23 protein-coding genes and 1 tRNA gene are annotated in these 26,437 nt (G+C 61.8%); 14 read left to right on the plus strand and 10 right to left on the minus strand.

The features are described from left to right. Positions 1-2 precede the first annotated feature (2 nt). A complete protein-coding gene (locus tag NUH88_RS21485) occupies positions 3-293 on the minus strand; it encodes a UxaA family hydrolase (RefSeq protein WP_257768875.1) in 291 nt (96 codons plus the stop codon). A 135-nt stretch (positions 294-428) separates the two neighbouring features. Here NUH88_RS21485 and NUH88_RS21490 point away from each other — a divergent pair, with 135 nt between their 5' ends. From NUH88_RS21490 to NUH88_RS21505, 4 genes are all read left to right on the plus strand, one after another. Beyond that, positions 429-1,130 carry a GntR family transcriptional regulator gene (locus NUH88_RS21490; RefSeq protein ID WP_257768876.1) on the plus strand — a complete coding sequence of 234 codons (702 nt, stop codon included), beginning with the start codon at positions 429-431 and terminating at the stop codon, positions 1,128-1,130. Positions 1,131-1,256: 126 nt separating this feature from the next. After that, complete coding sequence (locus NUH88_RS21495) at positions 1,257-1,859, plus strand: PAS domain-containing protein (protein WP_257768878.1); 603 nt, start codon at positions 1,257-1,259, stop codon at positions 1,857-1,859. A 164-nt stretch (positions 1,860-2,023) separates the two neighbouring features. Next, positions 2,024-2,674: a hypothetical protein gene (locus NUH88_RS21500; protein WP_257768879.1), complete on the plus strand. Its 651-nt coding sequence runs from the start codon at positions 2,024-2,026 to the stop codon at positions 2,672-2,674. A 31-nt stretch (positions 2,675-2,705) separates the two neighbouring features. After that, complete coding sequence (locus NUH88_RS21505) at positions 2,706-4,391, plus strand: methyl-accepting chemotaxis protein (protein WP_257768880.1); 1,686 nt, start codon at positions 2,706-2,708, stop codon at positions 4,389-4,391. Between the two features lie 64 nt (positions 4,392-4,455). Here NUH88_RS21505 and NUH88_RS21510 read toward each other — a convergent pair whose 3' ends face one another. Next, positions 4,456-5,829 carry a sensor histidine kinase gene (locus NUH88_RS21510; RefSeq protein ID WP_257768881.1) on the minus strand — a complete coding sequence of 458 codons (1,374 nt, stop codon included), beginning with the start codon at positions 5,827-5,829 and terminating at the stop codon, positions 4,456-4,458. A gap of 3 nt (positions 5,830-5,832) precedes the next feature. Further along, positions 5,833-6,543: a response regulator transcription factor gene (locus NUH88_RS21515; RefSeq protein ID WP_257768882.1), complete on the minus strand. Its 711-nt coding sequence runs from the start codon at positions 6,541-6,543 to the stop codon at positions 5,833-5,835. Positions 6,544-6,785: 242 nt separating this feature from the next. Here NUH88_RS21515 and NUH88_RS21520 point away from each other — a divergent pair, with 242 nt between their 5' ends. Both NUH88_RS21520 and NUH88_RS21525 read left to right on the plus strand, forming a co-directional pair. Beyond that, entirely contained in the window at positions 6,786-7,253 is a 468-nt protein-coding gene (locus NUH88_RS21520; protein WP_257768883.1) for a hypothetical protein, read from the plus strand. A gap of 126 nt (positions 7,254-7,379) precedes the next feature. Next, positions 7,380-8,012, plus strand: coding sequence for a TIGR02466 family protein (locus tag NUH88_RS21525; RefSeq protein ID WP_257768884.1), 633 nt, complete (start codon positions 7,380-7,382; stop codon positions 8,010-8,012). Between the two features lie 81 nt (positions 8,013-8,093). On the opposite strand, the gene NUH88_RS21530 is transcribed toward NUH88_RS21525, so the two are convergent. The 3 genes from NUH88_RS21530 to NUH88_RS21540 all read right to left on the minus strand — a co-directional run bounded on the left by NUH88_RS21530 (position 8,094) and on the right by NUH88_RS21540 (position 11,935). After that, positions 8,094-9,962, minus strand: a complete 1,869-nt coding sequence (locus NUH88_RS21530) for a dihydroxy-acid dehydratase domain-containing protein (RefSeq protein WP_257768885.1) — start codon at positions 9,960-9,962, stop codon at positions 8,094-8,096. A 215-nt stretch (positions 9,963-10,177) separates the two neighbouring features. Next, the gene (locus NUH88_RS21535) at positions 10,178-10,948 is read right to left on the minus strand and encodes an NAD(P)-binding domain-containing protein (protein ID WP_257768886.1); all 771 of its coding nucleotides are present in this window, start codon (positions 10,946-10,948) and stop codon (positions 10,178-10,180) included. Between the two features lie 90 nt (positions 10,949-11,038). Further along, positions 11,039-11,935 carry a sugar ABC transporter substrate-binding protein gene (locus tag NUH88_RS21540; RefSeq protein WP_257768887.1) on the minus strand — a complete coding sequence of 299 codons (897 nt, stop codon included), beginning with the start codon at positions 11,933-11,935 and terminating at the stop codon, positions 11,039-11,041. A 152-nt stretch (positions 11,936-12,087) separates the two neighbouring features. Between NUH88_RS21540 and NUH88_RS21545 the strand changes: the two genes are divergently transcribed. Further along, entirely contained in the window at positions 12,088-12,480 is a 393-nt protein-coding gene (locus NUH88_RS21545) for a GFA family protein (RefSeq protein ID WP_257768888.1), read from the plus strand. A gap of 34 nt (positions 12,481-12,514) precedes the next feature. Here NUH88_RS21545 and NUH88_RS21550 read toward each other — a convergent pair. From NUH88_RS21550 to pdxR, 3 genes are all read right to left on the minus strand, one after another. Next, positions 12,515-12,607: transfer RNA gene (locus NUH88_RS21550), tRNA-Ser, on the minus strand. A gap of 146 nt (positions 12,608-12,753) precedes the next feature. After that, positions 12,754-14,370, minus strand: coding sequence for a GMC family oxidoreductase (locus tag NUH88_RS21555; protein WP_257768889.1), 1,617 nt, complete (start codon positions 14,368-14,370; stop codon positions 12,754-12,756). A gap of 2 nt (positions 14,371-14,372) precedes the next feature. Beyond that, entirely contained in the window at positions 14,373-15,893 is a 1,521-nt protein-coding gene (pdxR, locus tag NUH88_RS21560) for a MocR-like pyridoxine biosynthesis transcription factor PdxR (protein ID WP_257768890.1), read from the minus strand. A 167-nt stretch (positions 15,894-16,060) separates the two neighbouring features. On the opposite strand from pdxR, the gene NUH88_RS21565 reads away from it, so the two are divergent. From NUH88_RS21565 to NUH88_RS21595, 7 genes are all read left to right on the plus strand, one after another. Continuing rightward, a complete protein-coding gene (locus tag NUH88_RS21565) occupies positions 16,061-17,161 on the plus strand; it encodes a mandelate racemase/muconate lactonizing enzyme family protein (RefSeq protein WP_257768892.1) in 1,101 nt (366 codons plus the stop codon). 17 nt (positions 17,162-17,178) lie between these two features. Continuing rightward, on the plus strand, positions 17,179-18,477 hold the full coding sequence (locus NUH88_RS21570; RefSeq protein WP_257768894.1) for an NAD(P)/FAD-dependent oxidoreductase: 1,299 nt from the start codon (positions 17,179-17,181) through the stop codon (positions 18,475-18,477). Between the two features lie 187 nt (positions 18,478-18,664). Further along, positions 18,665-19,732: a polyamine ABC transporter substrate-binding protein gene (locus NUH88_RS21575; RefSeq protein ID WP_257768896.1), complete on the plus strand. Its 1,068-nt coding sequence runs from the start codon at positions 18,665-18,667 to the stop codon at positions 19,730-19,732. Positions 19,733-19,849: 117 nt separating this feature from the next. Further along, positions 19,850-20,929 (plus strand): ABC transporter ATP-binding protein, encoded by a 1,080-nt coding sequence (locus NUH88_RS21580; protein WP_257768898.1) that lies wholly within the window; start codon positions 19,850-19,852, stop codon positions 20,927-20,929. Beyond that, on the plus strand, positions 20,926-21,831 hold the full coding sequence (locus tag NUH88_RS21585) for an ABC transporter permease (protein WP_257768899.1): 906 nt from the start codon (positions 20,926-20,928) through the stop codon (positions 21,829-21,831). The genes NUH88_RS21580 and NUH88_RS21585 overlap by 4 nt, the downstream gene beginning before the upstream one ends. After that, positions 21,831-22,646, plus strand: a complete 816-nt coding sequence (locus NUH88_RS21590) for an ABC transporter permease (protein ID WP_257768900.1) — start codon at positions 21,831-21,833, stop codon at positions 22,644-22,646. Before NUH88_RS21585 ends, NUH88_RS21590 begins: the two co-directional genes overlap by 1 nt. A gap of 83 nt (positions 22,647-22,729) precedes the next feature. Then, positions 22,730-23,950: an MFS transporter gene (locus NUH88_RS21595; protein ID WP_257768901.1), complete on the plus strand. Its 1,221-nt coding sequence runs from the start codon at positions 22,730-22,732 to the stop codon at positions 23,948-23,950. A gap of 10 nt (positions 23,951-23,960) precedes the next feature. Here NUH88_RS21595 and NUH88_RS21600 read toward each other — a convergent pair whose 3' ends face one another. Beyond that, entirely contained in the window at positions 23,961-26,366 is a 2,406-nt protein-coding gene (locus tag NUH88_RS21600; protein WP_257768902.1) for a methyl-accepting chemotaxis protein, read from the minus strand. Positions 26,367-26,437: the final 71 nt, after the last annotated feature.

Here is a 26,437-nt window from a genome sequence, read left to right on the forward strand (position 1 = left end):
CTCTACCACCTCTTGGTTTTCAGGTTGTGGGTATGGACGTGCTCGCCGGTGCCGGCGCCGCCCACCATTTTGCCGATATCCTCGCCGTACTTGATCACGGTGTCGCCGGCCTTCAGGTCTTTCAACGCGACCTTGTGGCCGATCGGGATGTCCGCCTTGGCGGTCAACCTGAAATCCGAATTGTCATGCGTGACGACACAGAGCATCTCCGTGCCCGCTTTCAGTCCCTCGACCACGACGACGCCAACATTGTCGTCGGGATTGTGGACCAGCAGTTGGGGAATGTTCGCCATTTCCCTGTTCCTCCCGTTTTTACGAAGTTCTTTCGTCACTGAATAATGATAACGTAACTCTTATACAAGACCGGCATTTGAGGTCGTGCTAAGAAGGCACGAAAGCCCACTGAGTTCGGCATCTTGGAGAGGCCCTTGTCGGCACCGCTCTATAAGTACGTTATCGAAACCCTGATTGAACGGATCGCATCCGGAGAACTCGCGCCGGGGATCATGCTGCCCAGCGAGGGCGATCTCGGCGCGGAACTCGGGGTCAGTCAGGGCACCGCGCGCAAGGCGCTGTCAGAATTGGAACGTCGCGGAATCGTCAGTCGGCGGCAGGGCGTCGGAACTTTCGTCACGGCTCGGACCCCGGAAAGCGCGCTCTTTCATTTCTTCAGGTTGCGCGATGCGGATGGGAGTCAGGTTTCTCCGGTGCTTGAAGACGAGAGTGTCCAACGGAGGCGGGCTCTCAAGCCTGAGCGCGAGGTTCTGTTCGGAAATCCGGACAGCGTTTACGAAATCGAACGGGTTCGCTCCGTGCGGTCCGAGCGTGTCGTGCATGAAAGGTCGATCGTGCCAGCCGGACTGTTTCCGGGACTGCCGGAGCGCAATCCACTGCCGAATACGCTTTATGTGCTCTACCAGCGTGCCTATTCGGTCGCGATCGTACAGGCATCCGAGGCGGTGCGGGCCGTGACGGGGATGCCGGATGTGTGCCGGCAATTATCGGTGCCCGATGGTACGCCCCTGCTCAGGGTCGAGCGACGGGCGGCCGATCTTGCCGGCAGGGTCGTCGAATTGCGCATCAGTCATTTCGTTACCGGTGACCGGTTCTACGCGGTCGATCTCGCGTGATTGGATGATGGCGATTAATGCCAATCAGGGACTTCGGGATCTACGAAAGAAGGGTCGATCTCGGCAGACGGAAACTGATAATTTATTTGTCCGATTAACCTGGGCTTTGCCGATAGGGCCTCAAGGATGGCGATAAGGACAATCCGCTCCGACGTTGCTGCGCTCCGCGCGCTGGTCAACGACAAACCGGCGGTCGCTTTCGACTGGGCCTATTGGATGTGTCCGCTCGACACGGAAGCGGAATGGTTCGGGCCTTTTGCATCCCTGGTCTCGTTGTGGAGGTCCCGGCAAGGAGAAGAGGGGAGCCTGCCGCGACGCAAGGATTTCCTCGCCGAGGAATTTCACGAATGGATGGGACGGATCTTCATCGCAAAGCTTGAGCATGATCCGTTCGATCTGCGGTTTACGCTTTGGGGCACGACCCTCTCCGAGTGGTGGCGGGTCGATTATACCGGGCAGAAACTCGGCGCCGAGTCGTCGGATCCGGGGGCATGGGGGATTGAACGGCAATATTTTGCCGAAATGGCTCGGCAACCGTTTATCGGGCTCGCCTCGGGCAGTCTTTCCGAGTACGGCCGGGGGCATATCAAGGTTGCAGGTCTGGATCTCCCGCTTTCCGACGGCGCAAGGCTGGACCAGGTTCTTTCCGCGCATGTGAGGCTCGGGCCCGAAGAAGATCTCAACCGGGTTTTCCGGGATTGTCCGAAGACCGCGTTTAGGCCGCGGTGAACAGCGAATAAATTCACATCTCCCAACTTTGGATTGGGTCCGGTATTCGCAGCTGTTTCGAGTTAACTCAAAAAAAACGCTCGTTCCATAGATTTAGATGGAAAATAGCGAGTTAGCTTAAATGTTTTTTAATTCCCCCGCGTGCATTCTCTGGCTCCAATCTCTTGATCCCAAGCTTTAGCGCAATCTGCGCACGCGAGGATGAAATGAAGACATCTATTGTTAAGCTGGTTATTGGCCTCTCGTTGGTCGCGGGGCTCTGGTCGCCGGACGCCAATGCGCAGGCGAAAGCCCCTTCGGTTGAGATCCTGGACGAAGCGGCTCTCGACAGCATTCGCGACTGGCTGGAAAATCCGGTCGTCGAAATGTCGATCTTGGCACACAACAAACGCTACAAGGACGTAGATCAGGCCAAGATCGACGCGTTGGACAAAGCGTGGGGGGCGGAGCGCGAAAGCGCCGACCAGCCGCTGATCGCTGCAACGCTCAGCAGTCCGCTTTCCGCGTATCTGACCCAGATTCAGGCGGCTTCTGACGGGATCTTCACCGAGATCTTCGTCATGGATGCCTTCGGTCTGAATGTAGGTCAAAGCTCGATCACTTCGGATTTCTGGCAGGGCGATGAAGCCAAGTTCCAGAAAACATTCGCTGTCGGCCCCGATGCGGTTTTCATCGACGAGCCGGAATTCCACGAGTCGAGCAATACCTGGCGCACGCAGGTCAACCTCACGATCGCCAAGGATGGCAAGCCCATCGGCGCTGTGACCGTTGAGTACAATCTGAGCGAATTGGCCCGCCGTCGCGGCATGATGTGATCGACCGATCCCGGAAGGTAAGGATATAGACATGGATTTTCTGCAAAATCTGAAAATCTCGCGGAAGCTGGCGCTTTGCTTCTCTCTGTTGATCGCGATGACGGTGCTGACCGCCGTTCTGTCTTTCGCCGCGATTGAGAAGATCAAGACCGCGGACCGGGAAAGCGCAAAGGCAGAACAACTCGGAATCTTCTTCCGCGACTATGAGGGCGCGTTCGCGCATCAGCGGCAAGGATTGCTCTATTACCTCCTGACCGGCGATCGGGAAGGGCTCGAGCTGTTCAACGATACGGCGCCTAAGGTGAATGCGGCCGACGCGAAACTGCGTGATGGGTCGAAGGATAATGAAGCCCTGTCCAAACTCGTCGATACGCTTGAATCCGATTACAAAAAATGGGCTGAGAACTTTGCCGCCGAGCAAGTCCGCCTCATGAGTAACTATTTGACGGTCAACCAGGCGCGCGCCATTGAGGTTACCGGAGAGCCGCAGGCTGCGATCGACCATTTCAATGCGACGGCAATGAAGCTCCAGAGCGAGCTTGCCGGGATTTCCGATGCCGCGGCGCAGTCGCGTGCCGACGCGATGGATGCCTTTACCTTGACCATGTTCGTCGCAATCGCGCTGGTTATCGTGATCGCGGTCGGGTCGGGGATTTTGCTGAGCCGCTCAATCGCGACGCCGATCGGCCAGATGACCGGGGTCATGGGCGAGATGGCCGGAGGAAATCTGGAAATTGAGGTTGTCGGCGTTGGCCGCAAGGATGAGATCGGCAGCATGGCCGCAGCCGTCGAGGTCTTTAAGCGCAACGGTCTTGAACAGCGCGAGCAGCAGGCCCGCGAGGCCGAACAGCAGGCGCGTGAGACCGAGCGGCACCAGAAGATGGAAAGCTATACGCGCAACTTCGATCAGGAAATGCAGTCCGCTCTGGCAGCGGTCGAGCAGGCGGTCTCGATGGTGAGTGATTCCGCCGACTCCATGTTGTCCAACGCAGAGGTTGGCCGGAGCCGGACGAGGGACGCAGCTGCCGCGATCGAAGAGGCGAATGCGAATATCCAGACGGTTGCCTCCGCGACGACCGAGCTGTCCTCGTCGATCAACGAAATCTCCTCGCAGATGTCGCAGGCCTCTTCGGTATCTCGCGCGGCAGTCGGTGAGGTCGAGACGACGAACACCCGTGTTTCTGCCCTTAACGATGCAGCCGAAAGCATCGGTCAGGTGGTTCAGATTATCGATGAGATTGCCGAGCAGACCAACCTGTTGGCGCTCAACGCAACGATTGAGGCGGCGCGGGCGGGCGAGGCCGGCAAGGGCTTTGCGGTCGTGGCGAGTGAGGTGAAGAGCCTCGCGACCCAGACCAGCAAGGCGACCGAGGAAATCAGCCAGAAAATCTCCGAGATTCAGGGCGAGACCGGGGCCGCGGCGGATGCGGTGCTCGGGATCGGCAACACGATCCGGCAGATCGACGAGCTGACCGCGGTGGTGGCCAGCGCGGTCGAGGAGCAGGGCGCTGCCACGCGGGAGATCGCCCAGAATATTGAGGAAGCGGCAGCCGGTACGCAGGCCGTTTCCGAGGTGGTCGACGAAGTGTCCCGCGCCGCGACTGAAACTGGCGAGATGGCGGATAGCCAGAAGAACGTGGTGACGGACCTGAACGAACGGAACCAGTCTCTCAAAGGCGAGATCGACCAGTTCCTCGGGAATGTCCGCGCTCTCTGAACCGAGATCGTCCATTCATGGAGTGCCGGGCCGGGTCGCTGATCCGGCCCGTTCTTTTTTCGGCTTAGTCTTCCGGCAATGCGCCGCTGGTCGGCAGGACGATATGCATGATCAGTCCGCCGTCAGGGTGATTGCGCGCCTCGACGGTGCCCCTGTGGGCATGAATGACGTTCCGGGTGATCGCGAGCCCGATACCTTGGCCAGTGGTCGGTCCCACACGGCCGCCGGGCGCGCGATAGAACGGCTCGAAGATCCGCCGGAGGTCGGAAGAGCGCAGGCTCTCGCCGAGGTTCTCAACCGTGATGCGGACGTTTTCGTTGCCGGGCTCGAGCGCGATGCGCAAATCCGTTTCCGGAGTGCCATAGATGATCGCGTTGCGGATGACATTCTCGATCGCGCTCGCCAGATGCACCTGGCTCCCGCCAACAATGGGCGCTTCCGCCGGGCCTTCGTAGATGATCTTCTGCCCCTTCTTGCCCGCCTCGAAGCGGGCGTCGTCGATCAGGGAGGAGAGCAGGGCCTCGATATCGACACGTCCCCTGCGTATGTCGACCGCGCTTGGATCGACCTGCGCCAGCATCAGGATCCGGTCGATCATTGTGGAAAGTGCGTGCGCCTCCTTGTCGAGCCGGTCAAGCCAGCGCTCCTGCTGCGGATCGGCTTCTGCCCGAAGCAGCTCGATCGCAAGCTGGAGGCGCGCGAGAGGCGACTTGAGTTCGTGGGAGACGTCGCGAAACAGTTGACGCTGGTTCTGGAACTGGTCCTGGATCCGCTCCGCCATGGCATCGAAATCGGCCGCGAGTTCGCCGATCTCGTCATCCCGTGCCAGCGCCGCATTGCCCACACGCTTTGAATACTCCCCAGCCGCGACGCTGTGGGTGACACGGCGCAGATCGATGATCGGGGAAACGAGCGAACGGGTGAGAAACAATGTCACGATGGCGATCAGGAAAATCGCGACGGCCGCCGCCGCTCCGGCACGATAGAGGAAGGGAAACTCCGAGAACGGGCCTCTCTCGTTGATGACCAGCAGCCTGTACCCTTGCGGGGCCTCGAGCGGAAGAATGACGTCGGCGCCGCGACCGGGCGGACCTTCGCGGCTGATCATGCGGTCGGTTGGGGAGAGCCGCAGCCAGTGCTCGAGATGTGGCGGAAGATCGAGACCGTCGGCGGACTTTCCGTCCGGGCCGATCAGGAACGTGACCTTGCCTTCCTGGAATTGTTTTTTCTGCCAGTCGTCGAACGCATGCGCCCCACCTGTCCGGAAGGCTTCTCCGGCCTCTCTCGCGAGGTGGCTCCAGTCCGACGGTGCGGGACTGACCGCATTGGATATCACCACGGTCGCGATCACGGCACCGACCGCGATCAGGACCTGTGCCCCGAGAAGCTGGAGAAATATGCGCCGATAAAGACGGAAAGACGGGAGTTTCAGAGCCATGGCCTAGCCCGAGACCAAAAGCTGATAGCCTACCCCGCGCACGGCCTGAATCCTGTCCTGCCAATTCGGATGCACGGAGAGCTTCTTGCGGATATGGCTGACATGGACATCCAGTGCACGGTCGTAAGGCGACAGGCTCCGTCCGAGCGCCGCCACGCTCAGATCCTCTTTCCGGATCGCCGTTCCCGCGTGACGCATGAGATAATGCAAGACGCCGAATTCGGTACTGGTCAGTGAAACGGATGTTCCATCGAGATCCGCGCGCCGTTCGCTCGGTACCAGCATGAGTTCCTCGATCCGCACCGGCTTTTCGGAGTCGTTCTGGCGCTCGGACATATCCGGGCGCGCGCGGCGGACGAGGGCCTTCAGGCGGGCCGCCAGTTCACGCGGGCTCGCGGTCTTGGCGACGAAATCGTCGGCGCCGACTTCAAGGCTGACGATGCGCTCGGTCTCGTCCGTATTGGCCGTCAGGATGAGGAGGGGAATCCAGTTTTCGGAAGTCCTGAGCCTGGTCAGAACATCCAGCCCGTTTGGTGCCGGCATCATGAGGTCGAGGCAAACGGCATCGGGGCGATCCGCATCTGGATCAGCCAAGCGTTCCAGCGCCTCTTTGCCGCCATGTAGAGTGTCGACTTCGAAGCCTTGGGAACTCAGATAAGTACTCAAAAGATCGCAGAAGTCTGGATCGTCATCGATCAGAAGAATTCGGGCCATGTTGCGCGCAATACTCCTGCCTGCCGGCGTCTAGGCTCCCTCCGGAACATGGTAATAGCGTTTTGCTCCGGCGGCGTCAGCCAAGAGCCATGCGCATTTACAATTCTTAACCCCTTCGAAAATCACATTAACAGGCGGAATGCCTAGGGTTCCGGTGCTGAATGCGGTCTTCAGGCCTTCGCTCTGCGGATAGGCGGAAAGGGCCGCGTTTGGTTCGGTAATCCATTCTGGAGGTATTTAGAATGAATACGATCAGCTCCGCCGTTTCCGGCGCTCTTCCTCCGCCCCCTCCGCCGGGCGGTGCCGGCGGTCCGGGCAAAGCCCTGAGCGAGGAAGAAAAATCCACGATTGCGTCTATTCTTGAGCAGTACGACCCGGAGTCGCTCTCCGAGGAGGACGTCGACTCCATCAAGCAGCAGCTGCAGGATGCGGGCATCGACCCGTCTCCGGAGCTTGGCTCGCTCATCGAGGAAGCGGGGTTCGACAAGGAACAGTTCCGGCCGGACGGCCCCCCGCCGGGCGGCCCGCCTCCGGGCGGTGAAGGTGGTCCTTCCGGGCTCGTCTCTGAGGACGGTCTCAAGACTCTCTCTTCGATCCTTGAAGAGTACGATGTCGAGAATCTCAGCGAAGACGACGTCTCGGCGATCCAGCAGCAGTTGGCAGAGGCCGGCTTCTTCGGACAGGGAAGCGTCGTCGATCTTGGCGCCTGATCCCTTTCCATCGGACAAAAGGCGACCGGCAAATACCGGTCCCGTGGGCGTGGGAATACGCGGTACTGGGAACTGCGTATTCCCCGCGCCGAATTCATTCTTGAGTGCCGGGGAGCGCGGGGCGCGATGAGAGCCAAAATGCTTTTCGCGACACCGCTCCTCGTGGATGAGCCGTTCGCAGACAATCCCGACGCAGTCGCAGTCTTGGCCGAGACGGTCCGGACGCGCGCGGCCTCAGACGGCGGGGTCCGTCACAGCAATCTCGGCGGCTGGCAATCGACACACGACTTCCTGTCCTGGTCCGGCGAGGAGGGGGCTCATCTCATCCGCCGCGCCATAACCGTTTGCAACGACAGCACGTTGTCCTTCGCAACGGGGCATCTGAGGCGCGATCCGCTGAACTGGAGCGTGACGGCCTGGGCCAATGTGAACGGTCCGGGGGACGGCAACGCGGCTCATGTTCATCCGGGCGCCTACTGGTCCGGATGCTTCTATGCCGACGATGGCGGGATTGGCGGAGAGGAGCATATCGGCGGCGCGCTCGAATTCACCGATCCGCGCGGTCCGCTACCGCTCATGTATGCGCCGACGGTGAAGTTCGGCCTGGCCGGCTGCGTGAACGCGGGGTTGGGAGAGCAATTCTTTCCGAAGACGGGACAGCTCGTGGTGTTCCCGTCCTGGCTCCGGCATTCGGTGACGCCCTACCAGGGCACCCACAAACGGATTTCTGTTGCGTTCAACCTAAGCCTCAACGCCTAGGTCGGTCGTTCTGGTCCGAAACGGGAGCGGGCCGGTCCGCGAATTGCGCGAACCGGCCCGCTTCAATCGGTTTATCCGTCCTCAGAAAGCTTTTTCGGCTCCCGGACGGGATTTGTTCTTCGGCACGAAGCCGGACTTCTCGGCGACGCGCGGTTCGTGGACCCAGACCTCGCGGTTCGGGTGCAGGCCACCACCGCGGACGGCCGGAACCGCCGTGTGGCGTGCGCGGTGAAGCAAGCGGGTATCCGCGATGCCGCAATTCGGGTGCACGCCGCCATTGTCTGCGACGATTTTCTCCCATGCCGCCTTACGCGAGGCAAGAGTGGCCGGGTCCTGAAGCTGTGTGCAGTTCAGTTCGTTCGTCTCGAGATCCGCGACGATCTCGTCGCCGTTCTCGATCAGCGCGATGGGACCGCCGAGAGCTGCCTCCGGACCCACATGGCCGATCACAAGCCCGACCGAACCACCGGAGAAGCGGGCGTCGGTCATCAGCGCGATGACGATGTCGCGTTCACGGCAGAGCGTGGTAATGCGGGAGGTCGGATCGAGCATCTCCGGCATGCCCGGTGCGCCGCTCGGGCCCGAATAGCGCACGATGACGATATCGTTGTTCTCGAACTGCTCCGGCGTTTCGTCGAGCGCCTTAAGCAGGCCGGCCTCGCCCTCGAACACGCGGGCCTTGCCGACGAAGCGGTTGTCCTCGAGGCCGCCCTCGACGCCGGCCAGCTTGAGGATGGCGGAGAAGTCCGGCGAGAGGTTGCCGCCGAGCATGCGGAGTCCGCCGGTCGGCTTGTATGGCTTCTCGACCGGGTAGATCACCGTACCGTCGACTTTCTTGCTCTCCAGCCGTGCAACCTGTTCCGCGAGCGTTTCGCCGGTGCAGGTGAGAACGTCGCCGTTCAGCAGGCCGGCCTCGAGCAATTCGCGCACGATCACCTGGACCCCGCCGACACCGTCGATATCGACCATGGAATACTTGCCGTAGGGGCGGGCGTCGGTCAGCACCGGAACGACATATTGCGAAAGGTGATTGAACTCTTCCGGGGTGATCACTTCCTTCCAGAAATTGCCGAAGCCGGCGGCGCGGGCGATTTCCGGCGCGTGCAGAACTACGTTGGTGGAGCCGCCGATCGCCATGGAGACGATCATGGCGTTGCGCAGGGAATCCCGGACCACGATGTCACGCGGTTTCAGATCGGAATCCATCATGTTCGAGAGATGGTCGATCAGCTCGACCGGGAACTCGTTCAAGCGCCGCGGGTCGTCGGAGGCGGGCGCCACCATGTGCAGCGGCTGCAGGCCGACGACGCCGATGAAGGTCTGCATCGTGTTGTAGGTGAACATGCCTCCGCAGCTGCCGAAACCGGGGCAGGCGTGGCAGGAAATGTGATGGCGGAACTCCGGATCCGGATTGCCCGCAACCTGGTAGGCGCTGACGATGTCGAGCGCCTCGCCAGTATTCGGGTCCTTGCCCGGACGGATCGGGCCGTCGGACATGATGATGGCCGGCTGATTGTGCTCCAGCAGCGCGGCGAGGGTGCCGACCGGCGGCTTGTCGCAGGCGACGACGGCGATGGTGCCGGCAAGGCCGGTCGCTTCCAGATGCTCGCAGAGCGCATCGTTGGTGACTTCGCGGCCGATCAGAGAATAGCGCATCTCCGGCGTGCCGTTGCGCACTCCGTCGGACGTCGCGATGGTGAATTCCGGCTGAACCAGACGCAGCTTCAGCTTGCCGGCCTCCTGGCCGATCCGGTCGCGCAGCTTTGCGTGGATGGCCTCGACCTTCGCCTGAACGCCGAGATAGCACTGGCTGTCGCCCTTGGTGCCGACGACGCCGACGGAGGGCTCGTGGATCAGTTCCGGGTCGGTGCCGAGCTCGCGCGCGAGGCCGATGGTCTGGGCCGAGCGGCCGGGGTGGCGGTCGATGAGTAGGGCTCTGGAGTTCTTCACGGGTCGTTTCCTCGGTTAGGCGCAGTTCAGTCGGACACCAGCAACAGGCGGTCGCGGCGAGGTCTTTTTAGTGAATCCTCTTTCGACGATAGCCGGACGCCAAGGAGTGGCGGGATCGGCCAGTCTTGTCAACGCGCGCGTTCGACGCACAGCCGGTCGATTTCGCCAATGATCGGCATGCGATGTCGATCGCTACGGAGGGACCGCAGAGGCGATTACCCGACGGCCTTGATCGCGAGGGCGCGTTCGAGGCTCGCATCCATGGCGTCGCGCCAGCGGGAGAGGGCACCGGCGTCCCGTAACACCTTCAGTCCCTCCTCGCTGATCCCGCCGGGCGTCAGTAGATCGTCGAGCAATTGCCGCGGCGCGACGTCCGTGCGGTCGATCACCGCGGCCGCGGCCGCATCCGCCATACCGGCGGTCAGGAGGCGCGCGGGCTCGGGCGGCAGACCGTGCATTTCGGCCCATCCCGACATTTCGTCGAAGAAGGCATAGAGCATCGCGTAGTAGGCGCCGAATATGCTTGCCGTTTCGAAAGCGCCCTCGTCTTCGAAGGGGATTGCGGTGCCGAGCTTCCGCAGGACTTCGGCCGCTGTCGGATTTTCCGGATAAAAGGCGGTCGGACTGCGGCGGAGGCGACTGGTCGCGATTGGCATCGAGCGGACGGCAGTCGCAGGGGCGACAGCCGGGCGGATGGTGTCGAGGCCGATCCCGGCGGCAGTGGATATGACGACCTGATCGGCACGCCAGGGCAGGCCAGATGCCGTTTCGGCGATCTGCGCAGGCCGGGTGCTGAGAAAAACGACTTCCGAGCGCTCGATCACCTCCGCATTGCCGGATGCGATACGGCATCCGAACCGTTCGGCCAGCTCCGCGCTACGGGCTGCATTCCTGGGAGAGAGCAACACGGATAGTCCCGCCGAGGCCAAACCCTCGGCCAAGCAGGCTCCGAGATACCCCACACCGATTATGCCGACTGAGTTCATGCAGTTTCCTCCGCCAAAGCGTAGCCTATGCGTACGGGGCTCCCGGTCCAACAAGTGCGAAAAGGGAACGGGGGCCGAGTGTATGCGCCGTCAGCGGAGCGCAGCGTTCCAGCTCGGTAAGGGGCGTTCTTCATAGGCGCAATCCCACGCGGCACAGTTTTCCCGTCCTATGACCTCGGCGGGAAGTTCGATCCGCTCCGGTATCGCTTCTCCGTCCAACAGTCGGACTGCCGCCATCAGGGCCGTGCATACCAGCGCGGGAGCATCGAAACTGACGGTCGCGAGCATGCGGCCCAACCGGATCGCTTCGATGGCTTCCGGCATGGCATTCATACCGACCACGGGCATGGACGCTTCTGTCTCGCCCAGCTCATCGAGGGCACCGAGCGCCATCGCGTCGTTCGCGGCCAGGAGGCCGTCGAGCTGCCTATCCCGCTCAAGAATTCGCTTCATGGCCTCTTTCCCGCCCGATCTCTGATAATGGCCGACCTCGCGGAGCGCGATGGAGATTCCCGGATATTCTGCTGCGGCATCGCAAAATCCCTTTGTTCTCGGTGCGGAGGTGGGAGATTGCGGCGATCCTTCGATAAGCCCTATCCGACCATGTCCGCCCAAATTCTCGAACAGATGGCGTGCCGCTTCTAGAGCCAGATCGTAGTTGTTCGACGTTACAAAGCACTCGGGAGTCACAAGGGCGGAGTGCGCGACGAAGTAGAAGAGCGGAATTCCGGCGTCTTTCGCTTTCTGCAGTTCCGGGTCCAGAGCGGAGGTATGAACCGGTGCGATCAGAATGGCATCCGGCCTGCTGTCGATCGCGCGTACCAGAATTTCCCTCTGCTCTTCCAGATCGTCCGGCGTGTCCGGCGACGCTCCGGTCAGGGCGCATCCAAGATTTTCAGCGAGACGGCCTGCCGCGATCTGGGCGCCGACATAGGCGGGGTTGGACTTGTTCTTGGTCAGGCAGCAGATCCGGTATCCCGTCGCCATCCCCATTCCCTCCTTGGCTTTTTTTGCAGGATGACCGTAATGCGCCTAGGGTTACAACGATTGAGACAAACGTGGCGCCAGCGTGCCCGTGAGATATGGGAGCATGGGGCTGGGACCATGCCCGAAGGAAAGCGGAAGCGAAGGAGACCAGCATGGATGCCGTGACCGGAGGCTGCCTCTGCGGCAAGGTCCGCATCGAGGCGAAAGGGCGTCCTTACCGGGTGGGAATTTGCCACTGTCTCGATTGCCGTAAGCATCACGGCGCGCTGTTTCACGCCTCAGCGATTTTTCCGGCGGACGCGGTGACAATCGAAGGTGAAACCGGGTCCTATCAGGGGCGGCATTTCTGTCCGAGTTGCGGGTCGACGGTGTTCGGGGAAAGCGGGGACGAGATAGAAGTGAACCTGGGTTCGCTCGATGCGCCGGATCAGCTGACACCGACTTATGAGCTCTGGACTATCCGCCGCGAATCCTGGCTGCCGCCGTTTCCGCTGAAGAGGCATTACGAACGAGATCGGGAAACCACCGAGCGCAACGAGGACTAGGCTTCGATAAGTCAGGAAACAGCGAGAGAGAGAATGGCGGAGGGGAAGGGATTCGAACCCTCGATAGGGCTTATAACCCTATAACGGTTTAGCAAACCGCCGCCTTCAGCCACTCGGCCACCCCTCCGCACGGGGCATCAGCGTGGGGCAAGCCCACAAACACGGCGTATGCTGCGCTCCTTCTATGCGGGCGCCTCTGCGCTGTCAACGCATGGCGCCCGCCGGATGACAGATTTTTTTCGGCGTTCCCCGAGTGCCGCGGAAATGCTGGACTCAGCGGTTGCCGAGGATGATGTCGCTGGCCTTTTCCCCGACCATGATGGAGGGGGCATTGGTGTTGCCGGAGGGGATGGTGGGGAAAATCGAGGCATCCGCCACGCGCAGATTCTCAAGCCCGTGCACCCGCAAATCCTCGCGGATGACATCATTCGCCGGATCCGGGCCCATGCGGCAGGTGCCGGAAGGGTGGAAGACCGATCCGCCGGTATTGCGGAAATAGTCCATCATTTCGTCGTCGCTACGCACGTCCGGGCCCGGCGAGACTTCCGCTTCGATCACCTCGCGCATGGTCGGCGTATCGGTCAGTTTCCGCATGAATTTGAAGCCCTCGAGATTTTCCTGCTGATCGAACTCGGTCGAGAGATAGTTCGGCTGGATTTCGGGCGCCTCGTGCGGGTCCGCCGAGCGCAGCTTCAGATATCCGCGGCTCGTTGGGCGGCATTGCGAGATGCTGGTGAGGAAGGCCGCGTAGGGATCCGGATGCATCAGCGCGCGCTTGCCCGGCGCGCCCTTCTGGTAGCTGAGCGGGGAGAAATAAAGCTGCATGTTCGGGCGCGAGAGGTCGGGCCGGGTGCGAATGAAGCCGCCGGCCTGGTTCAGGCTCATGCCGACCGGTCCCCGCAGGGTCAGCAGATAGCGCATGCCGGCAAGAGCGCGGCCCCACCATGGCGCGAGTTCGTTGTTCAACGAGGGCCGGCGCGAGCGGAACATCTGGTCGACGATGTAATGGTCCATCAGGTTACGCCCGACGCCGGGCCGGTCGGTATGGACCGCGATGCCCAGATTGCGCAGTTCCTCGGCCGGGCCGATTCCGGATTGCAGCAGAAGGGCGGGGCTGCCGATGGCGCCGCCCGCGAGAATGATTTCGGCCCCGGCCGTCGCACTTCGCGGAACGCCGTGGGCGCGGTATTCGATCCCGGTCACCCGCCTACCGTCGAACAGAAGCCGCTCCGCGACCGCATTCGTCTCGATCTTCAGGTTCGGACGTCGCCGCGCCGGCCAGATATAGGCCCGGGCCGCCGACATGCGGAAACCGTTGCCGATGGTGAAATGGTAGGGGCCGACGCCTTCCTGGCTGGCACCGTTGAAATCCGGATTGACCGGAACGCCCGCTTCGGCGCCCGCCTTGAAGAAATCGGCGCACAGCGGGTGCAAATCCTCAAGCGGCGCGGTGACTTTCACCGGACCGGAGCCGCCATGCCAGGCACTCTCACCGTCCTGATGGGCCTCCATGCGCTTGTAGACCGGCAGCACGTCGTCCCAGCCCCAGCCGGGATTTCCGGCCGCTTTCCAGTCTTCGTAGTCTTCCGCCTGGCCGCGGACATAGACCATGGCGTTGATCGAGCTGGAGCCGCCGAGCACCTTGCCGCGCGGCCAGTAGGTTTGCCGGTTGCCCGCCGTCGGCACCGGGTCGGACATGTACATCCAATTGACCGACGGGTCGTAGAAGGACTTGCCGTAGCCGATCGGGATCTGGATCCAGAACTGCCGGTCGTCGCCCCCGGCCTCGAGCAGAAGCACTCGGTGCCGGCCGCTCTCGCTGAGACGGGCCGCGAGCGCGCAGCCGGCCGATCCGGCGCCGACGACGATGTAATCGAAACGATCTGTCACTTTCAGGGTTCCATTCCGGGTCGCGTGTGTTGATTGCTGAGTTCGGTCTCGAGAATGCCGGCGAGCCGCTTGACGCCGTGTTCGATGTCTTCCGGCGGCACACCGCTAAAGCCGAGTACCAGTCCGGTCTTGTCCAGGGGCGTCATCGCGTAGCGTCCGAAAGGCGTCACGGTGATCCCGTCCGCATCCGCCGCCCTGGTGACGGCATTCTCGTCGAGGCCCGTGGCGAGCCGGCCGGTCGTATGGAGGCCGGTATCCGTCGGCTTAAGGGTGAGCAGGCCCGGAAGATGCTTCGACGCGCAGTCCATAAGGACTTGGTAGCGCTCGGTATAGATCCGCCGCATCCGGCGCAGGTGGGTGGCGAAGTGTCCTTCATCCATGAAACCGGCAACGACCGCCTGGCTGTTGAGCGGCGCGGTCGGAAGATAGGTCTCGAAGAGATGCTCCAGGACAGGCACGAACGGAGGCGGGGCCAGGATGTAGCCGAGCCGGAGTGCCGGGAAGAGAGTCTTGGAAAAGGTGCCGACATAGAAGACCCGGTCTGCGTGGTCGATGCTCTTCAGTGTCGGGATGGGGTGGGTCCCATAATAGAACTCGCCGTCGTAGTCGTCCTCGATGATCCAGGCATCGGCGCTTTCGGCCGCGTTGAGCAGGACGAAGCGGCGCTCCAGGCTCATGGTGACGCCGAGCGGTTGCTGGTGCAGCGGCGTGACGAAGGCGAGCCGGAAGCCGGGTGCCTGTCGCAGCCCCTCCGCCACATCGAGGCCGTCTCCGTCGATTGGCAAGGGCACGAGATCGCCTCCCGCCGCCCTGATCGCGTTCTGCGCGCCGATCGCGCCGGGGTTCTCGAACCAGACCTTGTCGCCCGGCTTCAGCAACATGCTGGAGATGATATGGAAGCCGTGCTGCGCACCGTTGGTGACGAAGATCTGTCCCGGCTCGCAATTGATCCCCTGGTTCGCCTTCAGGTGAGCAGCGATAGCATGGCGCAACGGTGGAAACCCGGTGACGTTCCCGTAGCCCAGCATCAGATCGCGATGCGTGCGCCAATGCTTGTTCGATTGCCGCGTCCATTGCGCGACCGGGAACATGTCGACGGCGGGAAGTGCGGTCGTGAAGGCGCGGATCGTGTGCGGGAGCCGCACCGTGAAGTCCGCGCCGAACGTCACGGCGGGTCGCGGGACGGATGGTTCCGGCGCGCTTTCGAGCTCCGTTTTGGGCTCCGGCGGGCCGGAGATGTCCTCTCCGAGGCGCACCGAGTCGCTGACATAGGTTCCGGCGCCCGTGCGCGCTTCCAGTAATCCTTCCGCGATGAGGCGCTCGAAGACCTCGACCATGGTCGTGCGCGAGACGCCGAGATCCCGGGCGAGGGTGCGGGTCGCTGGCAGCCTTTCGCCCGCCCTGAGGCCGCCAGAGAGAATGATCTCCCGGATCGACGATGCGATCTGCGTCGCCAACAGGCGTGGCGAGTCATGGTCGATGCGGATGGCGCTGAGCAAGGCGCCGGCGGCACGTTTCACCATGAATGCGGCTGGCTCCAGATCGAGAAAGGTGGATGCGAATTGGTTTGGTGTTTTCTCGAAAATGGACCTTAAATTGCGTCCAAATTGGTCGTCAAGATAGCGAAACACTTAAAACGCTAGACTGATCGCGGTCGAAGCGCGGAAGCCAAAGCTCTGGATATCCACTCATGAAAATCACCAAGATCGAGACCTTTAGCACCGAATTCGTCGGCTTTGTCCGCGTGACGGCAGAGGATGGCAGCCAGGGCTGGGGGCAGGTTTCGACCTACAATTCCGATATCTCCGCCAAGGTGCTACACCGCCAGGTAGCGCCCTATGCGCTCGGCTGGGACGCGTTCGATCTCGACGGCCTGATGCGGATCATTCCGGAGCGGGAGCATAAATTCCCCGGCGCCTATCTGCGCCGCGGCATGGCGGGCGTGGACACCGCGCTCTGGGATCTCTACGGCAAGCGCGAGGGCAAGAGCGTCTGCGAGCTGCTCGGCGGTACGCCGCGTCCGTTTCGGGTCTATGCCTCGAGCATGCGGCGCGACATCACGCCCGCTGACGAGGTGGAACGCCTGAAACGGCTGCAGGGCGAATGCGGCTATGACGCCTTCAAGGTCCGGATCGGCAGCGAATACGGCCATGACGTCGACGAATGGCCGGGCCGGACGGAGGAAATGATCGGCGCGATGAGCGCCGCATTCGGCGGCAAGGCCGATTTGCTGGCGGACGCCAACAGCTGCTTCACCCCGAAACGGGCCATCGAGGTTGGCCGGATGATGGAGGAAAAGGGCTTCTGCCATTTCGAGGAACCCTGTCCCTATTGGGAACTCGAATGGACGAAGGAAGTCGCCGACGCCCTCGATATCGACGTGACCGGCGGCGAGCAGGATTGCGATCTCGCGCATTGGCGGCGGATGGCCGGGATGCATGCCGTCGACGTGCTGCAACCCGACATTCTCTATATTGGCGGCATCCACCGGACATTGCATGTGGCGGAGCTGGCCAAGAAGTACGGCATGGCCTGTACTCCGCACTCGGCCAATCTCGGCCTGGTGACGGTCTTCAGCCTGCATCTGATGGGCGCGATAGAGTCCGCCGGACCCTATGTCGAGTTCTCGATCGAGGATTTCGATTACTACCCCTGGCAGAAGGATCTCTACGACCCGTTCCCGGTCGCGCGGGATGGGAAGGTGGAAATCCCGGCTGGACCGGGTTGGGGCGTCGAGATCCGGCAAGACTGGCTCGAGCGTGCGCAGTATGAATGTTCCGAACTCGATTGAGCGCGACCGGAGCAGAAATGCAGCAGAACATTTTTACCGAAAACTTCACCACCGATCCCTATTGGTGGACCGAAACCTCGCGCCCGGATGTCGGGTGGACGGATCTGCCTGGGCAGGTGGATGTTGCGGTCGTCGGCTCCGGCTATACGGGGTTGTCGGCGGCGCTTGAGCTTGCAAGGGCAGGGCGGTTGGTCCTCGTGTTCGATGCCGAGGATGCGGGCTGGGGCTGCAGTACCAGGAACGGGGGCCAGATCAGCCGCTCGATCAAGCCCGGCTACGAGGAACTGACGCGGCGCTATGGTTCCAACACCGCGTTCGGGATCATCCGCGAGGGCGCAAACGCGCTCGACTGGATCACGGATTTTGTCGCCGCCGAGAAGATTGACTGCGATTTCGCTGTCCCGGGAAAATTCACGGCGGCGCACAACCCGGCACAATTCGAGAAGATGGCGCGTGCGGCGGAGAACCAGCCCGAGGGGCTTGAGGAACCGCTGCGCGTGGTGACGCAGGCAGAGCAGCATGCGGAGATCGGAACGGATGCCTATTACGGCGGCGTTGTGAACGAGAGCACCGCCTCTCTAGATCCGGCGAAGTTCCACGCGGGTCTCCTCGCACGGGTCCGTGAGGCCAGCGTGCAGATCGCTACGCATTGCCCGGTCACTGAGATAGAGCAGAGCGCCCCGGGCTTCGTCGTGAAGACGCCTCGGGGACCGGTGCGGGCGCGCAACGTGCTCGTGGCCAGCAATGGATATGTCGGTCCGGAGTCCGGCTGGCAGCGCCGCCGGGTCATTCCGATCGGCAGCTATATCATCGCCACCGAAGCGCTTCCCAAAGAGCAGATGGACCGGCTTTTGCCGACCGACCGAATGCTCGGGGACAGTCGCAAGGTCGTCTACTATTACCGGGCCTCGCCGGACCGGAGTCGAATTCTCTTTGGCGGACGTGTATCCGCGGGCGAGACCGATCCGCTGAAAAGCGCACCTTTGCTCCGCCGCGATCTGGCCGGGATCTTCCCGGAACTGGCGGATGTCCGGGTCAGTCATTCCTGGATGGGTTTCGTTGCCTATACCTTCGATACGCTGGCGCATGTGGGCTGTAATGAAAATGTCCACTTTGCGATGGGATACTGCGGCTCTGGTGTATCCATGTCGGGGTATCTGGGAATGCGCGCCGCACAGCAGATTCTGGGTCTCAAAGAGGGGAGTACTGCCTTCGACGGGATCGGTTTCCCGACGCGCCCCTTCTATACCGGCCGTCCCTGGTTCCTCGCGGCGTCGGTTGCCTATTACCGCTGGCGCGATGGCCTGAACCGGTAGGCGGCCCGCATCAGGATGCATGCTCTTCGCAGAATTGGTCTGGCGTTTATTCGAGAATGGACCTGTTCTGCGGGCCAATCCGGTCTTTCAATTTTCTGTAATGGGCAGGATTGGGAGTAATCCCGGGGCCCGGCTCGGATGCCGCCCTTCGAAAAGACCCATAGAAACGAACAGCGGAGTAACTCACATGACGAACAAGAAGACCTTTTCGCGCCGTGGCCTGTTGACCGCGGCCGTCGGCGCCGTGGCTCTGTCCGCGGTTGCGCTTCCCGCCTTGGCGGATTCCGTGACCGTCGCTTCCTGGGGCGGCTCCTATCAAAATGCGCAGAGTCTCGCCCTGTTCCAGCCTGCCGCCAAGGCGCTCGGGATCACCGTGAAGGAAGAGACCTATGGCGGCATGTCTGACGTGCGCCTTAAGGTGAAGGCCGGCGCGGTCGGCTGGGACATGGTCTCCAGCGGGTCCGGCAGCGCGGCGCGGGCTGCGGCGGAAGGACTGCTCGAAAAAATCGATTTCGGCGTGGTCGATGTCTCGACCTTCTATCCGGGGCTCTACACGGATTACTGCGTCGGCAGCGATGTGTTCTCGACGGTGATGGCCTTCAATACCTCGACCTTCGGCGACAAGGGGCCGGGCAGCTGGGCCGATTTCTGGGACGTGAAGAAGTTCCCGGGCAAGCGCGCCTACCGCAACAAGGTCGCCGGTGCGCTTGAGCCGGCGCTGATGGCCGACGGCGTGGCGCCGGAAGACGTATACAAGGTCCTCGACAGCGAGGAAGGCATCAAGCGCGCGCTCGACAAGATCCGTGAGCTGAAGCCGCATGTCGCTGTCTGGTGGAAGTCCGGCGCCCAGCATGCCCAGCTCATGAAGGACGGCGAGGTTGACATGACCACCGGCTGGAACGGCCGTTTCGACGTCGCCAAAAAGGACGGTGCGAAGGTGGCCTATACCTTCAATCAGGCGCTGCTCGACTATGATTGCTTCGCCATTCCGAAGGGCGCGCCGAACAAGGACCTGGCCATGAAGTTTCTGGCCGAGATGAGCAAGCCGGAAATCCAGGCCAACCTGCCGGAGCACATCACTTACGGCCCGACGAACAAGAAAGCTTACGAGATCGGGAAGATCGACGAAGCCATGGCGCGCGCGATGCCGTCCCATCCGGACAATGCCAAGCTGCAGCTTCCGGTCAGTCTCGCCTGGTACGCCAAGTGGGAGCAGAAGGCCGCTGCCATGTATCAGGACATGCTCACGGAATAACCCGGCTCTTATTATTCCGTTGGGGAGGGGACGGCAGTTCGCTGCCGTCCCCTAATTCCCGGCCGCGGCTGGAGCTGCAGCCTGTATTCTCACAATTTCACTGACTGCGAGTTGGGAATGTCGAAGCTTGATGCGCTTCCGATATCGATTTCCGGTCTGACGAAGAGCTATGGTGATATCTTCGCCCTCAATCACGTCGACCTTGAGGTCCGGAGCGGCGAGTTCCTGACCCTGCTGGGCCCGTCGGGCTCCGGCAAGACCACGCTGCTGATGGCACTCGCGGGCTTTACCCGCCCGGATCACGGCAGCATTCGGTTCGGTGAGGACGAGATTGTCACCATGCCCCCGCATAAGCGAGGTGTCGGCATGGTGTTTCAGAACTATGCCCTGTTCCCGCATATGAGCGTCGCGGCCAACGTCGCCTATCCTCTTAAGCTGCGGAAGACACCGAAGGCGGAGGCCGACCGCCTCGTCGAGGAGGCGCTAGAAACGGTGCAGCTCGGTGGTTATGGCGAGCGGCGGATCAGCCAGCTTTCCGGCGGGCAGAAACAGCGTGTCGCCCTCGCCCGCGCGATCGTCTTTAGCCCGCGCATTCTACTGATGGACGAACCGCTTTCGGCGCTGGACAAGAACCTCCGCGAGCAGATGCAGATCGAGCTGCGCCATCTGCACGAGAAGCTCGGCATGACGACGGTCTATGTCACCCACGACCAGCGCGAGGCGCTGACCATGTCGGACCGGATCGCGGTGATCAATCACGGCCGGTTGATGCAGCTCGACACGCCGCGGCAGATCTATGAGCGCCCGGCGAACCGCTTCATCGCCGAGTTTATCGGAGAGTCGACCTTCCTCAAGCTGGAGCGGTCCGGAGACCGGATCAGTTTTGCCGGTGTCGAACTGGATGTGGGCGAGGTTCCCGACGGCAACGAACTATCGCTTGTCGTCCGTCCCGAGCGGTTGACGATCCTCAACGGAGACGACCCGGGAAAAACCAATATCTTCCCGGGAACGGTGCGCGATCTGGTCTACCAGGGCGATACGACGTTGGCCTATGTGACCCTCGCGGACGGAACGGATATTGCGGTCCGTGCCGGGATGCGGAGCGAGGCGGCGATCGACACCGTGTCGATCGGAGAGCGCGTTGCGCTCGGTCTGAAGCCGGCCGACGTGGTGCTTATTCCCGGCGAAGAGGCATGAGCACGATTTCGGGCATCGCTGCCGCGCCTCGCGCCAACGAGGTGCTGCTGAACCGTCAGGACTGGCAGGAACGCTGGGCTCTGCTCGGCTTGGCATCGCCCGCCGTGCTGACCATCCTGATCGTCATGGTCATCCCGGTCGGCTGGCTGTTCTATCTCTCCTTTCTCTCCGACGATGGCAGTTTCTCGCTTGAGCATTACGAGCGGATGCTGGAGAGCAAGGCCTATGCGCGGATCTTCTGGACCACCTTCAAGGTCAGCTTCCTGACCACCGGTCTCTGTATCCTGATCGGTTATCCGCTCGCCTATTTTCTCTCGCAGCTCGGCCCGCGCGCGGCGACGCTCTGCATGCTGACGGTACTGCTGCCGTTCTGGACCTCGCTTCTGGTGCGCACCTATGCCTGGCTGGTGCTGCTGCAGCGTCAGGGGCTGGTCAATCGCTGGGGCATGGAACTCGGCCTCTGGGAAGAACCGCTGGCGCTGGTGCATAACCTCAACGGCACGCTGATCGGTATGGTCCATATCATGCTGCCGTTCCTGGTCCTGCCGCTTTACGGTTCGATGAAGGCGATCAGCACGGACTATCTGAAGGCCTCGTCCAATCTCGGGGCCGGGCCGGTGCAGACCTTCTGGAACATCTTCTTTCCGCTCTCGCTGCCGGGTCTCTTCGCCGGCGCGCTCATCGTCTTCGTGCTCTGCCTCGGATTCTTCGTCACCCCGGCAGTGCTGGGCGGCGGCAAGGTGATCATGGTCTCCAACCAGATCACCCGGAATATCGAACTGTTCTTCAACTGGGGGGCGGCGAGCGCGCTTGGCGTCGTGCTGCTGCTGATCACGCTCGGGATCCTCTTCGCGGCCTCGCGTCTGCTCAATCTCAACCGCGTGCTGGGAGGAGGGCACTGATGAACTGGCTGAAGCGCCCCGCCTCGGAGACCCAGATCACGCACGGTCAGCGGCTCTGGCTCTACATCATTTCCACGGTCATCATGGTGCTGCTCGTGGCGCCGACCGTGATCGTCATCCCGATGTCCTTCTCGGCCTCGCAATATCTCGAATTCCCGCCACGGGAATGGTCGTTGCGCTGGTACGAGCATTACGTCAACTCGCCGGCCTGGATGGATGCGACCTGGACTTCCTTGAAAGCCGGTTTTCTCACCATGTGTCTGGCGACACCGGTCGGAGTGGCCGCGGCCTACGGCCTCCATGTCTCGCGCCATCCGCTCGGGCAATTCTTCTATGTCCTGCTGATCACGCCGATCATGGTCCCGGTTATCCTGATCGCGATCGCGGCCTTTTATGTCTTTGTCCAGATCAAGCTGGTGAACAGCCTTCTCGGGCTGGTCATCGCCCACACGATCCTCGCCCTGCCGCTCGTCCTCATCGTCGTGAGCGCGGCGCTGAAAAGCTACGACATGAACCAGGAAATGGCCGCGCGCAGCCTCGGGGCCTCGCGGCTGACGGCGTTCCTTGGAATCACCCTGCCGCAGATCCGGTTCTCCGTTCTGACCGCCGCTTTGCTCTCTTTTCTCACCTCATTCGACGAGGTGATTATCGCCATGTTCGTCTCTGGCGGGGAAAATTCGACCCTGACGCGAAACATGTTCAACGCGCTGCGCGATCAGATCGATCCGACCATCGCTTCGATTTCGACCATCATGATCGTGATTTCGTCGACGCTGTTGATCCTCAGTCAGCTTTTCGGAAAGTCGCGCGACTGAAGTGCCATTGAGGAGACTATCGGTCGTAGCCGGCTGTCCCTAGGCTGTCGGGCGTTTGATTGTCTCAACGGAGCTGAGTGCTTATGCCGCTCTTTCGTGGACCGGCAATAGCCGCGTCCTTTTCGGTCCTGATCCTGTGCCTCGGAATGACCGCGCTCGGTCGCGGGGCCGGGGAAAGCTATGCGGTCTTCCTTCTCCCACTCTCTGCCGATCTTGGCTGGGATCGTTCGTCCGCGACCTCGGTTTATTCGATTTTCATGGCGGCGACCGGATTCTTCGCGCCACTGGCGGGGTACCTCTTCGACCGCTATGGCGGACGTCTCGTCTATGTTGCGGGGTTGCTGGCTCTGGCGGCGGGGTATTTCGCAGCGGGCAGTCTCTCGGAACTCTGGCACTTCCAGCTTGCCATCGGGGTCTTTTGCGGTTTCGGCGCAGCGCTGATCGGGCTTGCGCCGGCGCAAGCCGTCGTGAGCCGCTGGTTCGACAAGGGGTTGGCGACCGCACTGGCCATGACCTATGGCGGTCTCGGCGTCGGGACCCTCGTGATGGCCCCGCTCGCGGAATATCTGATCGCCGAGCAGGGCTGGCGCGCGGCCTATGGCTGGTACGCCGCGGTATTCGTGGTTCTGGGCCTCTTCGTATTGTTCCTGCCCTGGCGCAGGATTGCTGAAGGCGCGGAAGGCAATCCCAGGCGTCATGCGCGCGGCATCGAAAAGTCGGGGCCTTCCCTGTTCGCCGCTCTGAAGACCGGCGCATTCTGGGTCTTCTTCGCCATCTTCTTCGTAACCGCCATGTCGATCTATGGCGTGAGCCTGCAATCGGTGGCCTATTTGGTCAGCGAAGGCATGAGCGAGCGGCAGGCCGCGTTCGCCTTCGGCACGGCGGGGATGCTGTCTTTCTTCGGTATGACCCTGACAGGCATGCTGGCAGACCGGTTCGGACATCGGATCGTGGCCACGTCGAGTTACGGCCTGACTGTGATCGCGATTGGCGCGCTCTACATGCTGCCGTCCGACGGGACGGGCATTCTGCTTGTGATCTATATCGCGTGTTTCGGTCTCAGCATGGGGGCGAGAGGGCCGATCATCACCACGCTGATGGCGCGCCGCTTCTCGGGGTCCGGGATCGGAGCAATTCTCGGAGCGGCCAATTTCGGGCAGGGGATCGGGGCCGGGTTCGGCGCTTTCTTGTCAGGTGTGCTTTTCGATCTCACCGGCGGCTATGGTCTGGCCTTTGCCGTCTGCACCGCTGCTGCGATCCTCGGCGCCGGCCTGTTCTGGACAGTCGGCGCCGAGAAAAAGTGACGGGTCCGGATTACTTGCTGCGGACCTGGGAAAGGAAATCCTCGACCTGACGATTCAGGCTCTGGATCTGCTCGGTCAGCTCACGCGCCCGGCCGCTAACCGCGTCCGCGGCACCGCCCGAGATTTCGGCGCTCGCATTCACGCCCTCGATGTTCCGGGCCACATCGTCCGCGCTCATGCTGGCTTCCTCGATGTTCCGCGCGATCTCCTGGGTGGCGGATGTCTGCTCCTCCATCGCCGCGGCGATACTTGCGGAGATTTCTCCAAGCTCCTGAATGACCTTGGACACTTCCTCCATATTCGTGGAGGCACGGTCGGTCTCCTGCTGGATGGCGGTAACGCTTTCGGAGACCTTCTCGGTCGCCTGGGCCGTCTGGCTCGCGAGATTTTTCACCTCGGACGCCACCACCGCGAACCCTTTGCCGGCATCTCCTGCGCGGGCGGCCTCGATGGTGGCGTTGAGGGCCAGAAGGTTGGTCTGCTCGGCGATTTCCTGGATCAGCTGAACTACGTCGGTGATCTCGTCGACCGCTTTGCGAAGCGTGCCCATCAATTCGACCGATTGACCGGCCCGGTTCGACGCATCGCGCGACTTCTCGTTGGAAATGGCGATTTGACGGCTGATCTCCTGAATTGAGGACGTCAGCTCAGAGGTCGCCGCCGCGACGGTCTGCACGTTCGCGCTCGCTTCGGTCGATGCCGCCGCTACCGCTGCCGCCTGATCGTGCGTCTTGGCGATGGCAGAGGTCACTTCGGTGGCCGAGCCTTCCATGGTTCCGCCGGCATCGGCCACCCGCTGGGCGATGGTCTTGACCGAATGTTCGAAATTGTCGGCAAGCTCCGTCATCTGGCGCCGTTTCTCCTCGGTCGAGCGGCGCTCGTTGTCCTGTTGCTCGCGCTCCAGGCGTTTAACCTCGTTCGCATTGTCCTTGAAGACCTGGACCGCGCGCGCCATCTCGGCGATCTCGTCCTTGCGGTCAGTCATCGGGATTTCGCTCTCGAGGTCGCCATCGGCCAGTCCGTTCATAGAGCCGGTGATGACAGAGATCGGTCGCACGATGCTGCGCGCGATCAGGAAGGCAAGGAAGACCCCGAGTGCGACGCCGCCGACCGTGCCGAGGACGATCGAGAGTACCGACTGCTCTTTGAGATCGCGGAGGTCGGCGATCTTCTGGTCCTTGTAATTGCTGGTCAGGGTGGCGTTCCGGGCCTCTACCGAGCGCATCTCGGATTCGATCGCGGCTTGCCGGTCGAGCGTTTCCGCGACGACGTTGAGCTGCTCACGAAAGTTCTTCGCGGCTCGTGCCGCGCTGATAGCAAGATCGCCGAATTCTCCCGGAAGCGCTTTTTTGATCACGAGCGCTTTCGAGAACACACGTGCGACAGCGCCGGAGATGGCATTCTCGCTATTCGTGCGCGCCTCTTCTGTATCTGCTGAAATATAAGCTTGGGTTTCCGCTGCCATCAGATCCGCCGCGACGACCATTTCTAGGGTTGCAACGCGGGCGTTTGTCGCCGACTCGCTATTCGTTTTCGCGCTCTTGTAGCTTTCAGTCGCGTCGGCGAGTGCACTCTTGCGGTCTGCCAGAATTTCCGCCGCCGCGTTGCCGAGAGACCCGCTGGCGTCGGCAAGTTCTTCGAACAGCGCGTTGAGGCCGGGCTGGTTATCCTGCACAGCTTGGACGAGTTGGGAGAATAGTTTGCGGTAGGTGACCGTGATCTGGGCCACTTTGCCCGCGGCCGCCTCGGCGTCGGTGCCGGCGGCCGCTTTCCTGAGCGATAACGCACCGAGGAACAGCTTTTTCGTGCCCGCTTCCAGAGAGGATCTGGCCTCTTCGGTGCGGTCCAGACGATAGGCGGCTTCGGCGGCCCTGATCGCGTTGCTTTCCGCAAGTAGCGTGTTGGAAGCGTTCATGATCGCCATGCTGCTGTCGCGAACGGCCGAGGCTTGCGCTTCCTCGGCGCGGTTCGAATTGAAGATTTCCTCCGCACCCGCGCTCAGCTTTGTGGCGCTTTCCTTGATCGCCTGTGCTTCGCCAGCCATCAGGTCCGTAACCTGCCTGGTTTCTGAATTGACGGTGTACAACTCGCCGAGTTTCGCTTCGTAGGTTTCGAGTTCTTTCTCGATTTTTGCGATGGAAGCGTCGCCTCCGCTGGTCACCAGATTTGAAAGCTTCTGTTCCGCTTCCCGGGTGCCGGCAATTGCCGGGTCGTAATATTTTTGATCCCGGCTCATCGCGTAGAGGTTCGCTTGGCTGTTCGCCTCTCCGAACGTATCGACAGCGTCGAGGAGGTTCAGGGTGAGCGTGATGTCCCGATCGTAGCGGTTCAGTCCAAAATAGCCGATTAGACCGACGCCGCCTGCGATGACCAATGTGACCGCGAAACCTGATGCAATTCTGAATCCTATGCGCATGGTGGTATCCGCCCTTAAGAACTGACTTTGTTTGTTGGTTAAACCTTTAGCCGTTTGAATTAAAATGGCGT

The sequence above is a fragment of the Nisaea acidiphila genome (genome assembly GCF_024662015.1).
Lineage (GTDB): Bacteria > Pseudomonadota > Alphaproteobacteria > Thalassobaculales > Thalassobaculaceae > Nisaea > Nisaea acidiphila.